Source organism: Blautia sp. 1033sp1_1033st1_G9_1033SCRN_220408, assembly GCF_040929965.1.
GTDB classification, from domain to species: Bacteria; Bacillota; Clostridia; order Lachnospirales; family Lachnospiraceae; genus Blautia_A; species Blautia_A ammoniilytica.
In genome coordinates, this window is record NZ_JBFKZO010000002.1 from 134,729 (window position 1) to 151,689 (window position 16,961).

Here is a 16,961-nt window from a genome sequence, read left to right on the forward strand (position 1 = left end):
CTTTATTCCTTTTCTCCCCGTTCCCGTACAATGAATTTCAGCGGAGTCCCGCCAAAATCAAATGCGTCCCGGATTTTATTTTCAATGTACCTGGTGTATGAAAAATGCATCAGTTCTTTGTCGTTTACAAAAATCACAAATGTAGGCGGTTTTACTGCCACCTGTGTCATATAGAAGATCTTCAGCCTGCGTCCCCTGTCTGAAGGCGGCTGCTGCATAGCCACTGCCTCGGACAGAATCTCATTGAGCACACCGGTCTGGATACGCATATTCTGGTTCTCGATCACTGCATCCAATGTTTCAAACAGTCTGGAAATACGAAGTCCTGTTTTTGCAGAAATAAAGACGATTTCTGCATAAGGCATAAAGGAAAGCACCTCACGTATCTTGTTGGTATGCTTGTAAATAGTCTTGTCATCCTTTACAATAGCATCCCATTTATTCACTGCAATGATCACGCCTTTGCCATTTTCATGGGCAACACCTGCGATCTTAGCATCCTGCTCTGTCACCCCTTCGGAAGCATCGATCATCACAACTACCACATCTGCCCGCTCTACAGCTGTCACTGTACGGATCACGCTGTAGCGCTCGATCTCCTCTTTGATATTCTTCTTTCGTCGAAGGCCTGCTGTATCAATAAATACATAATCTCTGCCTTCCCAGGTGACTTTTGTGTCCACTGCATCCCTGGTGGTACCTGCGATATCCGATACGATCACACGGTCTTCTCCAAGAAGCTTATTCACCAGAGAAGATTTGCCTACATTGGGCTTTCCTACAATGGCAATCTTGGGGATATCATCATCCTCACCATCTGTGCTGTCTTCAGGAAAATGCTTCACCACCTCATCCAGCATATCTCCCAGCCCCTGGCGGTTAGCTGCTGATATGGCAAATGGTTCTCCAATACCCAGATTATAAAATTCGTAAACATCCATCATGTACTTCTGGAAGCTGTCTACTTTATTTACCACAAGGATTACCGGCTTGTGACTCCGGCGCAGCATATCTGCCACCTTAGCATCTGCATCCACCAGTCCCTGGCGTACATCTGTAATAAAAATGATCACATCTGCTGTATCAATGGCGATCTGGGCCTGCTCCCGCATCTGTGCAAGGATCAGGTCACTGCTGTCAGGCTCTATACCGCCTGTATCAATCATGGTAAATGTCCTATCAAGCCAGGTAACATCTGCGTAGATCCTGTCTCGTGTTACACCGGGGGTATCCTGTACAATGGAAATCCTGCCCCCGGCAAGTACATTAAAAAGTGTGGATTTGCCTACATTAGGCCTTCCCACTATAGCAACTACCGGTTTGCTCATACATCTGTCTCCTTCTAAGTTTTTTATGGTCAGGGGGTTGGATCATTGCAGATACAAGATCTGCCCCGCCTTCATCAACAATTACGATCTCTACCTGTAAGCTTTGGGATAACTGCTCCACAGTCATATCATCCAGAAAAACGTCTGTCTCACTTCTAAGCATACTGCATGGAAGCAATAGCTTTTCTCCAAGTTCCACATCCTTAAGCTGCTTAAGCAGATCTTGTCCTGTAATCAGGCCGGATACCGTGATCTTCTCCCCAAAAAATTCATTGGTGATCTTTCGTACCTGGATCTGTACTCCCGGATATTGCTGCCGTACAAGGTCCGCAAATCCGGCAATAAAAGGCGCTGCAAGAGCACCGGTTGCAACTGTACCCGTAACCTTCCGGTCGTCACCAGGAAGCTGGTCTAATGCCTGACGTACTTCTGTATCCAGAAGCCGTATCATGCCTACACCGTTCTCTAGCTGAAGATACCCATCATAGGAATCCTCATTTGGGAGTTCTCTTTCTGCCAGGATGTACCATTCGTCAGAAGCATGGACAAAATGAATGTTATACTGTTCTTTCATCTTCTCCTGCCATTTTTCAATGATCTTAAGGGTTTCCAGTGCTTCATTTTTGCCGAACAGTTCCAATGGGTAAAGTCCTTCCCTGTATTTGGTAAGTCCTACCGGTACAACAGAAACACTTTGCAGTACCGGGGCGTATTCTGCCAGCCTGGATAAGCTATATTCCAGTTCTGCGCCGTCATTCAAGCCTTTGCAAAGTACAATCTGGCCGTTCATGGTGATCCCTGCCTCATACAGCCGCTTTACTTTCTTTAGTGCGTCTCCTGCAAAACGGTTATGGAGCATCTTACAGCGAAGCTCTGGATTCATGGTCTGAAAGGATATGTTGATAGGCTCCAGATGGTACTGGATGATCCTGTCAATGTCATGGTCGCTCATATTGGTAAGGGTCACATAGTTTCCCTGGAGAAAAGACAGTCTGGAGTCATCATCTTTAAAATACAGTGTTTCCCTCATACCCGGGGGCATCTGATCAATAAAACAGAAGACGCAGTGATTGGAACAGGATCTGTAATCATCCATCAGACCATTTTCAAATTCCACTCCCAGATCTTCTTCGTATTCTTTCTCTACTTCTAGTTCCCAAATCTCTCCGTCTGCTTTTTCTACCTGAAGGACTACGTATTCTTCATTCATCAGATATCGATAATCGAATACGTCTTCTACCTGCTGTCCATTAACCGATAACAGGATGTCTCCTGGAGCCAGCTCCAGTTCCTGGGCAATGCTGCCTGGGAGTACACGAGAGATCACATGTCTTTTCTTTTTTTTCATTATTAACTCCGTTTATATCAGATCCGGAACCAGCTGCCATCTCTGATATTAATTTGTTGCCCACCACTTGCAGGTAGGTGGCATGTTACATCTGATATATCATACCAATTTTGAGGGCAAAAAACAACCTGAAATTTTCCAGGGTGGGTGAGGCATTCGGGCGGCAGTAAAAAGGGAACGAAAACGCCGCACAACTGTATACGTCTAGCTGTGCGGCATTTCGTTTGGTGTTTTAACATCAAAATCTTATTTTACAATAAATGTAAAGTATACGTTGTCTTCTGTTGAGGCCGGATCCATGGAGAAGCAGATCCTGTAGGTTCCTGGTGCAACAGCTGATGTGAATGTAACAGCATCCTCTCTTGTAGATGTAGTTTCCTGATGGATAAGTGAGCCTTTCCATACCACGAAGCCCGTACTGATTTCATCAACAGGTACAAAGTTACACAGTGTATCCTGCTTTTCAATAGTGATCGAAACTGCTTTGTCTGTCTCACTTTGATTGCAAGATGTTTCAAGGTGGAACTGAAGCTTCGTCTGGGTGCCTTGTGGGATCACGTAGGAGTCAACTTTAGGATTCAGTACTACATCCAGCAGTGGCCGGTCTGTAAGAACGGTGTTGGTGTATGTAAAGCTTGCTGTGTTGCTGACTTTGTTTCCTGCGATGTTTCCTCTTGGGTCTTTGCCATATACAAGGCACCAGTTCATGGTGTAGGTTCCGCCAGGCAGGTCTGTAAAGGTCACTGTCTGATTACTTGTGACTGCTGGTACAGGGAACAGCACTTTGTCTTTGCTGATCCATATGCCTTCCTGTTGGTTCCACCTAGCTTTTGTCCTGTAGGATACGGATACATCTCCTCCGCTTCCTGTTTTCAGTTCTGCCATCAGGTACAGGTTCTGTCCTGCCAGTTTTGCCGGATCAGTGGGCAGTTTTGTTACATTTACCTGCAGATCTTTGTTGAATAATTTAGCAGATACAGCGCCTTGTGTTACGGTTGTGTAGCTGTAACTTACTGCTGTTCCCATATTGATGGATGATGTTCCTTCAGAGTCTGGAAGCAGAGTGAAGGTTACGTTTCTGCTGCCGGATGTTGCATTTGATATACTCATTCCGGCAAAGTCCGCAGACAGAAGAAATACTTCCTCATCCGGCGCATCGTTTGTGTAGGCCTTGGTCTGGAATTTTGAGGTTCCACCCATCACAATAAACTGAGAAAATCTTACACTGGATATGCCGCCATCAGGAACTATGTAATAGTAATACTGTCCTGCACTGTCAGCTGTCTTTGGCACAGTGAGTGTAAACTTTGTTCCTGCCGGAAGAGGCTGGCCAAATGATGCCATGTAATCTCTTCCCTGGATGGAGGTTCCTGTGCTTGCAAGACGCGTAGTCCAAGCCTGATTGGTCTGGATGGTTACAGATGCTTTCCCATCTGTAAAGTCTGTAAATACACGGCCTTCTTTTATGGATGTGATTCCTGTTGCCAGAAGCCATACATGTACAGTCAGTGTTTTTGTGCCATCTGCATTAGCAGAAACATCCTTGGTGTCAGCCGTTTCAATGGTTGTTCCTAAAAGGGTTGTTCTGGCAGTAAGTCCTGCCGGAAGTGGTTCCCCTTCTTTTACAAGGGCAGTACGCTTTCCATCTTGGTTGATATACCAACCGGCAAAAATATTTGACGTATCATTTTCCGGTTTTCCAGGTACACCATACGCTGGTGTGATGGTGATTGTCCCCAAAGTGCCGTCTGCCATATGCTTCTGTTCCGTGCGGAGTACTTTTTCAAGTTTGTCTGTGTTAAATCCTGTACCCTTTACATCATAGGTGATCCTGTAATGATCCTGTACAAGAATGCCGGACAGGCTGGTGTTTGTTTCTGTCACTTTAGTGAAGGTCTTTTCATAAGTTCCAAGTGCACCGATCTTTGATGCCGTGACTGTAGTATCTGTCAGAGTTACTGTAGTCACCTGGCCATCCGCCGGCTTGCTTCCAATAACGCCTGTAGAAGCTGCCGCGCTGCCGCCCTGAATGGTCAGGTCATTTGCATACAGGTTCGTTACAGTTGCGGTTACATCCTTCAGGGTGATATCCATAGTTCCGTCACCAAAGTTTCCTGTTGCAGCAGATGCATCACTTGCATTTAATACACCGCCTTCCTGTGTATAGGAAGAACCATCTGCATTTGCAAATATGGTGTTCGTACCTGTAAAGGTGATGCCTGCACCCGGATCAGCGGTTGCTGTGATTGCAGTATTAGCTGACACTGTTGCTGTTCCACTTACAGTGAGCATGCCTTTTAGCTGAAGCTGTGTATCTGTGTTAATTGCAAGATCCCCAACATCCACAGATGTGTTTGCTGTATTTTTCGGTGTGCGCACTTCCAGAGTACCGGTGATCTGAGAAACAGTAAGGTCAGGTGCAGCTGTCTTTGTGCCTTCCTGGATCAGCAGATAATCTTTTCTTGCATTGTCGGCAACATGAGATTTTTCTGCCTGAGTGTAGCTGTTTCCGTCTATCGTGACGGATCCGTTGGTCATTTCCAGGATCTGGGTACCATCCACATTTACGTCTGACACTGCATCCTTTATGTACAGGATGCCGGTATACAGATCCGAAATACCATTAATACCATGACCGGTGCAGATTGCTTTTACTTTTGAATCGGTCACTGTTACGCTGCCAATACTGCTGCTTCCCACAGGTGCAGATATTTCTTTTCCTGAAATATTATCCTGAAGGTTCAGGTAGATCTCAGAATTTGTGATCGTCAGTATATCTTCTCCGTAAACCGGGTCTGTCAGACTGCTGTCTGCGCTTCCAAGCTTACAGGAATCAATGGTAACATGCTTTCCTTTTGTAATGGATGAGCCTGCCATATGAGTGGTTTCAATCTTTGACAGTGTAACATTTTTCAGATCCACCTTCTGTACATCCTTGCCGCCGATCCATGCGCCGGAGTAAACATCCGTATCAGAGCCTTCCTTTACTTTCATGGTACAGTCAGTAATACTGATGTTTCCTGCACCTGTTCCATCAGCGGCTGCACCGATGCCGGAGGCAGAAGAGCCTGCTGGCATATTTAAGGATATATCCAGATCGGTCAAGGCAATCCTTCCGTTTGCCGGCTGTGCTGCTGTGCCTCCAATGGCCGCATCACCAACCCCTGGTGTTAATGTAATGGCTCCGTGAGCTGTACTGGTTCCTTTCAGCTGTACATCAGAGCCACCAAGTACCAGAATATTCTTTCCTGTAAGGGCAGATGCTTGTCCATCATAGTCCAGTGTAAGGGCTGCTTTTGTATTTGCTTTCAGTTCCACAGAATTGTTGGAGCTGATATTCAGGTTTCCAAGAGCAATCTCCCTGCCTTCCAGATTTCCATCAATGATCAGACGGTTTGCGGTTGCAGCTGCTCCGCTGTTCTGCCTGTTCTGGAGAACTACATAAGTGCCCGGCCAGGTCTTTGTCACTGTGCCCTCGGCTCTTTCCTGGGTATATTTATCCGGTGCAAGGGTAATGGTTCCCTCTTCCAGATACATGGTCATCACAGTTACATAAGTGGCATCAAGGGATGCTGCATTCATCTGCACCTCATAGCTTCCATCTGCTGCTTTCTGTGCATAATCAGGAAGCTTATACTGCAAACTGCCCTGACCATCCGGCGTACGGGTAATCGTTACAAATTCCGGTGCATAATCATAGCCAATGCCCTTTGGTGTAAAACGAATATCAGAGTGATATTTCACATCAGCGCCTGCACTGGTAAGCTCTTTCATAGTGCTGCTGCCTACGCCGTCGCCGTATGTAATGGTCCAGTATTTTAAAGTATCTGCATCTGCTGTCAAACGCCAGATCTTTGCCTGATAAGAAAGCGCCACATCGATCTGGCCGTTATTTGCTGCAGACACCTGCATATCTGCTTTTTTGTAAGCAGTCGTACCATTCCCATAGATCCACAGATCAGATGCAGGCTTATAGCCTTCGATCTGGATCAGATTGCTGATCAGGTCGCTTCCGTATGCCTGTTTCACCTGTCTGGTCACTTCCACTGCATCTGTATCATCCGGCTGTTTAAAGTCTCCCCAGCTTCCTATCGTAAGCAGTCCTGCTTTTTCCGGAAGCTGTACAGAATAATTCACCGTATAAACGGTTGGCTGAAGCCGTACAGATACATGGTTATTGATGAACTGATCCTTCAGCGTGTTTTCGCCGGATCCGCTGCTTGCAAAGTTCATCTTAAGATCAAAGATGTAGGTATGATCTGCAGATATCACCTTTGAGTGATATAGGGTCAGAGTAACCTGCCATCCTGCTTCGATTTCTTTTTCAAAGTCCAGGGTGCCATTTACTGCTTTTGACAGATCCAGGGTCTTTGTGTCTGTACCTTTACTAAGGGTCACAAGCAGTGCCGCTGTATTCTCTGCGCAGTACTGCTTGCCATCGGTTGTCCAGGCAGGGTCATAAGCATGGGCTTCCATCACTTCTTTGGATACCAGCTGAAGCGCAGCCGATCCCATGGTCAGGCTCATGGTAACTCTGCCATTTTGCATACTTGCAGGCAGTGTATAGGAATCCACTGTCAGATCTGAAGTAACCGGATCTGTTTTAGAATTCATGGTCACATTCCTGTTTACCTGTGCTGCATAGACAGTGTAAACCATAATGTCGTAGGTTCCACGCTGCTTAGCTACTTCTTTAAAGGAACTACTTTTAGCATCATAATCTTTTGCTGTAGAAGGATATATTTCTGCAGTTGTGGTAGGACCGTTTACATACCAACCAACAAGGGAGTATCCCTGTTTTGTCACCTGTGAATTTCCTGCAGTACCGTACTTTGTAGGATAATCAGACCATACATTCCAGGGACCGCTGTATTTGATGGTCTGCTGTTCCTGGCCGGCAGGATCAATATATCGTTCCACGAATACAAGGGATCTTTCCCTGTAAACTGCGTACATGGAAATGGTGGATCCGTCCGGATAATCCGGCACAGAATAACTGTTTCCATAATTTGCGGCAATGTCTTTGGAATAAGCATCATCCTCAGGCAGGAAGAACAAAGAACTTCCTGCCTGGTACAGGGTTCCGCTATTGGATATTGCAGTTACAGCCTCTGCATAATTCTGATAGGTTTTATACCCTGCAGCAATTGCCTGGTCTGTAGTTCCAGGATCCAGTGCGGCAAAGGTTCCTCCCAGGAAAAATCTTTTGGCGTTTTCCTCCGGTGTTCCTGTTGTGCTGCTGTTATATGCATACCAGTTTCCGTCCCTGCTGGGCCAGATACTAGAATCTATGGTCTGGCCAACGGTTACGGATATCCCTCTTACAGGATTCACCTGATTAAAGTAGGTGTAATTATAGGTTTTGCTGGTATCCTTGCTGTACAGATCCACCTGATAGGTATTGGCTTTCCATGCAGCATACAGATTCACATCTGTAAACCTTGGCGTTGTTCCTACAGAAGATACTTTGGAAGGGTTTGCCTCTGCTTTTGCAGCATCTTCCAGGCTGGTGTACCATCCAAGGAAGGTATAGCCCTTTCTGGAAAGCAGTGTTCTGTAGTCCGCATCTGCATACTTCTTGTTAGTATTATAATATGCTGCTGTAGTACCAAGCACACGATAAGTAGTCCCATTCTCACCGGTAGTGCTCACAAGTTCCTGCGTGGTAGTGTTATCTGAAGCTTCTGTACGATAACCGGCAAGGGGGGCTCCATATGCCGGATTCTGGGTGCTGGTCTGTGTATTGTCTGTCCAGTGTCCGCCATTCAGGTCATAGGTTACATTTACCGGCGTATATTCCGCTGTAACGCTTAGCGCTATCTGATCCGGGGTTCCGTCCGGAGAACCAAGAGTTACATCCAGCGTGCGGATCAGCAGTGCGCTTAAGGCCTGGGCAGAAGAAATCTTTTCTTTTACAGTTGTTCCATTCTCTTCATACGAATAAAACCATCCGTTTTCATTATCAAAGGTACTTCCTTCTTTCCATGCATAAGGAAGTTCTGTCATGTAACGATTTCCCTGTGCATCTTTATACCAGAAGCTGTGTTCCTCTGTTACCGGCGTATCATATACCCAGTAGCATTCCAGCGAAGTGATTGGTGGCTGACCTGCAGATGGTGCCTGCTGACCTGCAGTAACCCAGCTGCCCTCTCCTGCTAAAAACTGTACCTTGTAGGTATTCACCTGCCAGATGGCATAGATAGTGGTATTGGCAGTAAAAATGCTGTCTTTGTCTACCCAGCCATCTGCACTGTCCTTTGTAGCGTCTTTGTCGGTATTCCATCCATAGAAGGTATATCCTTTGGCTGCTGCCTGTACCAGACCTTTACTGTTTCCTTGTGTTACACTTGTATCTGTAAATGCAGGAATTGTTCCAAGTTTTTTATCTACTCCAACATTTTCCCGGATAGCAGAAACCCCTGTAGTAAATACTGCATCCACAGGTCTGCCGTTTTTCTGATTCAGATCAAAGATCACCGTTGCATATCTCTTCTGTACCAAATGTACATGAAGAATGATCACTGCCGTGCCATCCCCGTTTGTATACTTTGTTTTGTAATATTCTGCCAGTGCCTTTGTCACAGTGCTGCTGGCACTAATGGACTGATCTCCTGTGTAGCCGTCCTCCTGGATTTCCACCTCCGTCACACCAAGGGTATTGGTGGAATAATTGATCAGGTTTACACCGGAAGCGGTAAGGATCCTGTCCCCATATGTAACATAAGCCATTTCAGAAGACACATAGGAATTGCCGTCCTCTGCCTTTTGCCAATGACTGTTGCCTGCAAATTCTGCTTCGTTATAATACCCGGCAGCACTGCTCTCATCCATCCTCAGCTGGAATTTCACCTTGACTTTTTCCCACTTTGCATACAGGGTAAAGTCATTTGCAACTGTAGTATTGACCTGGGTGGAAGGACTTCCTGTACACTCCGGATTGTTGTACCAGCCTCTGAAATAATAGCCTTCACAGAACCCGTCCTTAAGAGGAAGCTGCTGATCTGTTGCAGTGGATGTATAGTTCTCAGGATTTTCATTATTCACAAGCTTTTCATCAGCATCCAGAAGGATTCCCTGTGGATTCAGCACATATGTAATAGATACAAGATGGGTGCCAAATACGGTCTGATCCTCAGCACCGGATCTGTCATTGTACTGCTTGTCACCCTCAGCTCTGGAAATACCTTTTTCCCCATAAGCAGCAGAATAAAGACCTGCCTCCCGCACACTCAGCCGTCCCTGTCCATCTGTGATCTGGGCATAAGCATTTGGCGCATAGACCTGGGCTCCATCTTTGATAGTCAGGTTCTGGGCTGACAGGGAATCTGTTACCCACACACCAATACGATTGCTTTTGTATCTACTTGACTCATTGCCCTGATATGGATTATCAAATGCATTCTTAGCTTCTTTAATCTCAACAGTCCCATAGTCTGCACTGATATTAGCTGCTTTAATGCTGGTGTCATTGCCTGAAATCCGGATCTGACCATAGGGTGCACATATACTGCCTGTGGCAGCATCATTTGCCATGGCTACGCTGCCTCCTGAAATCTGGAGTGTGCTTGCAGGTACGTGATTTCTAATACTATCCCCTTTTGCAGAATAGTAATCGGAAAGAGCCTTTGTCTGCGACTGGGTCATACCAAGCACAGCATTTTCTCCCAGATTCACCTGTCCGCCAGAAACCTGAACCGTGGTATTGGCGCCGCCCAGATATCCGCCATTTTTAATATTCACAGTACCACCATTTATGGTTACTGCAGCAGACTGTTGATAATTGCTGTAATCATAGATGGGATACTTGTATACGTAGTCCAGCTTGTTCGCAGGAAGCTGCTGTATAAAGCCGTACAAATAACCGGATGTACCTACTGCTGCCGTATTTAACGTTCCACCGGATACTGTAACCTTTCCGTTCCAGTCACCACCTGCAAATTTCCTGGCATTTACAGTACCTGCCCTGATCACAAGACCAGGGAAATCATTTCCATTGATTACGTTGGTCTGCTTACTGATTCTTTGATCCAGTATAGCCTTTGTAGAAGCACAGTTAGAAGAGCTACTGCTTTGGGGCGAATAAAATCCACTGACAACTACATAATCTGCATTAACGGTACCGCCATCCACCAGAATATCCTTGGAAAAGAAATAGCTTTCTTCACTTCCAAAAGATTTTACTGTTAAAACAGCATTCGTAAGAACCCGTACCTTGGTAAAGCGAAGGCGGCTGTCTGCCGTATACACAGCGCCGTTTTTAAGAATCACTTCTTTGGCCTTACTTGTTTCATAATCATTGATGGTATGGGTTCTTGTGTCAGCTGATGGATCAAAATTCGTAACAATTTCCGAATCATCAACCGTTAAAATGCCGCTAATTCCATAATCAAAAGGATAACCCCCTGTACTTTCACTTCCAATGGATTTCCACTGAATCTTACTATTATCACTGACTGTCACATTCCCACAACCGGAAAACAATTCAGTGGTATAGGAATATCCGGTGGTAATATCAATGTTACTTTCCCGGATCTTTATGTCTTCAACATATCTTGCAAATCCGGTGCTGTCTCCCCATGCTTTACTATAAAATGTACAGTCTTTTATGGTAAGGGAACCGCCTTTTTGTGTTCCATACAGCAGATATCCACCATAACCAGATTTATAATTAAGCTTAAGATTCTCAAGTGTCAGATTTCCAGGTTTTCCTGTGATCGTCCCGGCATTGATCAGATAATCAGAAGGCGAATTGGTCTGTGCACGGTTAAAATACAGCACATCTTTACCTGTGCCATTCATCCCGGCAAGCGTAAGGGAAGAAGGATCTTTCAGCTGGAAACGGAAAAGAGCAATTTTCCCATCCAACTGAAGCTTTACATTTCCACCTTGGCTTCCATCTGATGAGCCTTCCACCAAAACTCCAAACTGATCGTCCTGACATTTTTGATAGATCCTGGACAATATGATCTGATTATTGGAAGTGGTCTGATTATTAAAATCTGATGCAAAACGGATCCGATTGCCTGTCATATCTGCTGCATTTACACCCGTAAGAGCTTCCTTACCAGGATCTTTTATCTGGTCATTTTTCAGATTAGACTGCACGATCCTATAATTTCCGGAATAATTAAATCTTTTATCCGCATCCGTGGCAGTCAGTTTTCCGGAACTGTCTACATCCACAAGCTGAGTTACAAATCCATTGCTGTCAAAGCTGTAGCTGCTGACCCACAGATCTAATGGAAGGGCATGTACATCATCCACCACATAGATATAGGTATTTCCCTTTGGCATATCAAAGGTGATACTGTTCCCCTGCCAGTTTTTCCCTGCAAGTGCATTGTGATACTGGCCATTTCCATCAATATACCACACTACTGTTCGTGTACGGTATAACTCTTCCTGTACAGTAATGGTGATTTCAGTGCCTCCGGATACTGATGCCGTCTGTACCTCAATCTGCTGCAGATTTGAAATATCCGTCATGGTATTAGATGTAAATACAGCATCATCACCTTTCGCCGTCAAAGTATACAGATCTGTACCATAAACCTTAGTCAGATTATACTTATCTTTTGCAGCATATAACAGAAGCTGATCTTTCTGACTAACATTAATATTGGTGCTTTCAGGAAGTAAGGATCCATCTGCATCAATGCCTGTTGTCTCTGGTCCGGAAAGAGAACCATATTGCCAGGAGCCTTTAGTTCCATCGGCTGCCACTGGCGGTTTAAAGCTGATCGGATCTGTGAGCCAGCTTTTTGTAGTTCCATCCGTATCCTGTGCAGCTAAACGAACATTATCCGGCATGGATGCAAATGTATTGGAAGCCTCTGGAAAATCTGTATTATCATAAATATAGTTAATATATTCATCACTTTGAAGTGTTGTGTTACCCTGGGTTGTTTTACTCTGGATCGTGCCACCGGTAATTTCTACCAGGCTTCGCTGAATGCTTCCTTTCGTTCCATGACTGGCTCTTGCGCCGATCTCATCTGCATTCACGGTACCATCGGTAATAAGTGTTTTTTTCCAGCGCTTGGTACCGTCTGCATAAACCATATTCAGATGATACACATTTCCTACGGTTTTTGCCGTTACCTGTCCGCCTGAAATTGTAAGATCACTTTTTGTACCAAAGCTTCCGTCGCACCAGATCAAGCCATCAGATACTGTGGTTTCATTAAAGAATGTAAGATTGCCGGCTGCATAAACCTGTGCCCCGGTAAAAGCCACAAACCTTGGTGTGTTTGTGCCTGGTATATAAGTACTGTTTCCAAGCATCACACATTCATTGTTTGCATAACCGGAAGCTGCTTTTACCCCATTTTGCAAAGCCGTATCATCAAGTGAAACCTGAGATCTCAAATCCCCATTGTCATCCAGACATTGAAGCACATACTCCCGAACCGGGTTCTCCTGATCCATGGCTGTAATGGACAGATCATAATAATCCACTCCGCCTACAGCTGTGGTTTTATAATAACCGAACAGATAAATCCTGGTAGAGTCTCCTCCAAAACTATAGGTTCTTGTGGTAGCAACACTGGAAGAGAATACCCTGAAGGGATAATCATCCTCGTTCTGATTTGCCTGTGCAATAGAATAAATACGACTATCACTACTGTTTAGAGATGGATAATACCTGCTTGTCTCTTTATCATACCGGATGTTTGAATAGGTATTGGTGGTGATCAGGTTGGTGATCAGCCGTGCAGATCCATTTGTGGTAATATAAGAACCAACAATCAGTGTATTACAAATTACTGTTCCATTGGTGAATCTGGTATTGGATGCATCATACACGGTACCCTTTACGATCACATATCCACTGGTATTAATATCACCGGAAGCATACTGATCCTGATTTGTGGTCAATACGTTTCCATCAATAACCACAGAAGAAGAACCCTTAACAGACATGGAGTGACGGTTGGACAAAACATCCCCATAAATGTGAGCATAGCTGGCACCGCTTATGTTTATGCCATAATAATATCCACGTGCTTCTTTTACATATAACTGACTGTCTGCCACGTTCATATACATGCTGTAGGTGAATATAATCCTGTCTTTTGCCTGAATACTGGATTGGTTGAAATACACTGATCCAACCCGTGAGGTATAGGTAAGATAACGAAATGGAGTTTCCTTCGCATAAGCAGTTACGTCCAGCTTCTGAATCATGCAGCTAAAATCGCCGAAAATCGTTCCCAGTACAGCTTTACTGTTTCCAGTATCAATTCCCTGTACATAGACGGTTCCTCCGAATTTTGCCTCCGCATGAAATCCCGAAGTGGAAATATCAGCGATCACATTGTTATCGCCTTTCAGATTCAAATAAACCGTATACTGATTGGTTTTATCTGTATCCAGAACCACATTGGCATACTGGGTAAGATCTGTATTTGCAAGGGCCTGACTCATATTTTTTCCCTGATCGTCATACAGATTCTCCAGTTCGATCCCGCCCAGCTTTGTTCCTGCTGCCTGATCCCTGTAAGCATCCGTAGCAATCATCTTACAGTCTTTCAGGGTAATGGTCATGGCTGATACAAGAGTCAGCTGATTCTGAGTTTCCTTATTTTTACTTGTAATACGGAATGAATCTGTATAATCCCAGACATAGAAATACTCGTCCTGATGGCCTGCATAAGAAGCGTCTGCCTGAAATGCAGGGCTTAAGGCATTTACCTTCATGCCGTCGTATTCAGAAGGCATCATCACCTGCGTATACCAGAAGCCGTCCACTGTACGGCCATTGGGCATAGTCACCTTCTCTTCAAAAGTGATCTTACTTACAGACAGATCCACATATAAAGAGGAAAGATCAGACGTATAGCTTGCCTTAATATTTCTGTAAGGCATCACAGCCTTCCATGTGAGATAACTGGCACCTGAATCATAGGTGGTTTCCTCTGGCAAAAAGCCTTCCGTAAATGTCCACCTGCTGAAATTCAGCGGATTTGTTGCGCTGCATCTCCAAACCAGTTCACTGCCGGTTGTAACAGAAATGGTCATGGTCTTTTCAGAGCCATTAGGTGTCTGAACCTGACCATTCACCAGAAGCTCCCATCCATCAACCACATCCACAGTCAGCTTATACTGGCCGGTTCCCCATAAGCTTGTAAGCAGTACCGGGGTACTTTTGATCTTGGCTTCATAGTCAGCAAGGGACTCCCCTTCTCCTTTATTATCCAGGATGCTTCCCGCAGAGAAGGTCATGTCTTCTAAAAGCATTGCTCCTGAAGGTGTAGACCAGCCTGCAAACTCCTGTTTCTCTGCTCCTTCCCTCTGATCCAATAATATCGGCAGCTGTGAAAGACCGATTCCCGTAAGATAATCGGACAGCTTTTCCCCATATACTAAATCGTCAAATTGCAGCAGATGATTGGCCTCATCCCATTTCACATATGAATTGGATTGTGCAAAAGCAGAAACCGAATCATAAATTGTAGTATCATCTGTCTGAACCTTCAGTTTGGTCAGATCTACATTACTGGAGATCAGGAATCTTATAGGAAAGTGATCTGCTGTCCATACGGCCGTAAGCGCTATAGAAAAAGTACCATCTTCCGATTCTGTAGCATCCTCCAAAGATACTGTATAACTGTCCTTAATAAGTGCACTGTTTTCATCACCAGGCAGGATCTTCCATCCCTGGAACTTGTATCCAAACCGATAAGGTGCAGGTAGTGCTACCATTTCTCCCCAGACACGATTCTCATATGTAGTCACCTGATTCAGGGTCTGGTAGTCATCATTGCTGTTTTCATCCGGAATATAGCCCAGGTCTACACTTACTGTTACCGATGCTGGTTCCATCTTTGCATTTAAGGTAAGGTTGCTGGCATATCCGGCAGGTAGCACCGTATTAACTGTACTATCCTCTCCGCAGGTCCAGCCTTTGCAGGTATAGCCTTTCTGTACATATACAGGCAGCTGGATCTGATCTGCTGTTCCAACATAAGTACCGGATGCCTGGTGAAATCCGATCATCTCTCCTGTGCCGCTGATGGTTCCGGTATACTTTACACGATAGGTATCCGGCCATGTGTCTTCCTTTGTAAGCTCAGCCTTATCATGTAAATAAGTAATTCCATAATCACAGATAAAATTAGTATCAGAAGCATTGGAAATGGTCTCTGCACCTGTGATGGACACATTGGCTGTTCCATTTTCAGTAGTTCCAACAGCTCCTATATTATGAAGTGCATTTCCACTTCCTGTAAAGGACACAGTCTTTGCACCGGTTGCATCTTCTTCAAATCCAAGAAGAGAGGCGTTCTGCACTGTACTGCTATTTACAATCAGATGGTCTGTTGCTGCCACTTTGCAGTCTGAGGCATCCATTACTGCATTATCCAGTGTAATGGAGCCGACATCCAGATCATGAAATACCAGGCTGCTTCCAAAAAGGGCAATGGATCCGCTGCCTGTGGTACTTCCTGTTACAGTAAATGAATAGCTGCCAGCCTGGATAGTCAGACTGCTGCCTGCTGCCAGTTCCATATTCCCGATCTCCAAAGCATCAGAAAGGGTCAACACAGCCTGTGCATTTTCCATCAGTTTTAAAGTGCCGATCCTGGAGCTTTTACTTACCGAAAGCCTGACGGAGCCAAATCCCCCATCTCCTTTTGCAATGGGATTGATCTGCAAAACAGACAGTTCACTTCCTGTACCAGCAAGGTCCACGGAAATATCCTGTTGTCCGGAATAAGGATTCCCATTATATGTGTTGTCACCCACATAAACGGTTCTTGTACCTGCATCCTGTCCGCTTCCGGTAAGACGGTATCCGTTTCCAGTACCTGTCAAAATGTCGCCTGCAGAAGTAGAAACAAACTGTGCATTGGTGAGAAGATACACCTGTTCCACAGATACTGTACTTAAATTAATTTCTGTAAGTCCCTCCTCTGCAGTCGGCACCGGATCAGCCATCGGATGATCTGTAAAAATCTCCTCTGTCTGGCCTTCTTCTGCTATCTGGGTTTCTTGGGATATCTCGGTTTCTCCAGAGATCTGGGGTTCCTCAGGTGCAGAAGCATCTGCCTCTCCTTTTGCAGCCTCATCTGGTCCCTCAGTTTCCTGAGGCTGCTCTTCCTGGGGCTGCTCTTCCTGTGGCAGCTGTACCTCCTCCGGTTCTTCTGTATCTTCCACATCCATGACCTGAGTACTTTCCATGATTTCCGGCTGGGTATCATCAGCCAGTACAACCGTTCCTGAAACACTCTGCATGATCATTGCAAATGCGAGGAGGATACTTATTAATTTGTTCATTTTTC

General features: G+C 45.1%; 3 protein-coding genes. All 3 read right to left on the minus strand.

Annotation, left to right across the window (positions count from 1 at the left end; all coding sequences use genetic code 11):
* Nucleotides 1-2: 2 nt before the first annotated feature.
* On the minus strand, nt 3-1,328 hold the full coding sequence (gene der, locus AB5916_RS02415) for a ribosome biogenesis GTPase Der (protein ID WP_158420453.1): 1,326 nt from the start codon (nt 1,326-1,328) through the stop codon (nt 3-5).
* Complete coding sequence (locus AB5916_RS02420; protein WP_368189104.1) at nt 1,291-2,676, minus strand: DUF512 domain-containing protein; 1,386 nt, start codon at nt 2,674-2,676, stop codon at nt 1,291-1,293. The genes der and AB5916_RS02420 overlap by 38 nt, the downstream gene beginning before the upstream one ends.
* Before the next feature lie 246 nt (nt 2,677-2,922).
* Entirely contained in the window at nt 2,923-16,956 is a 14,034-nt protein-coding gene (locus tag AB5916_RS02425; RefSeq protein WP_368189105.1) for an InlB B-repeat-containing protein, read from the minus strand.
* Nucleotides 16,957-16,961 lie beyond the last annotated feature (5 nt).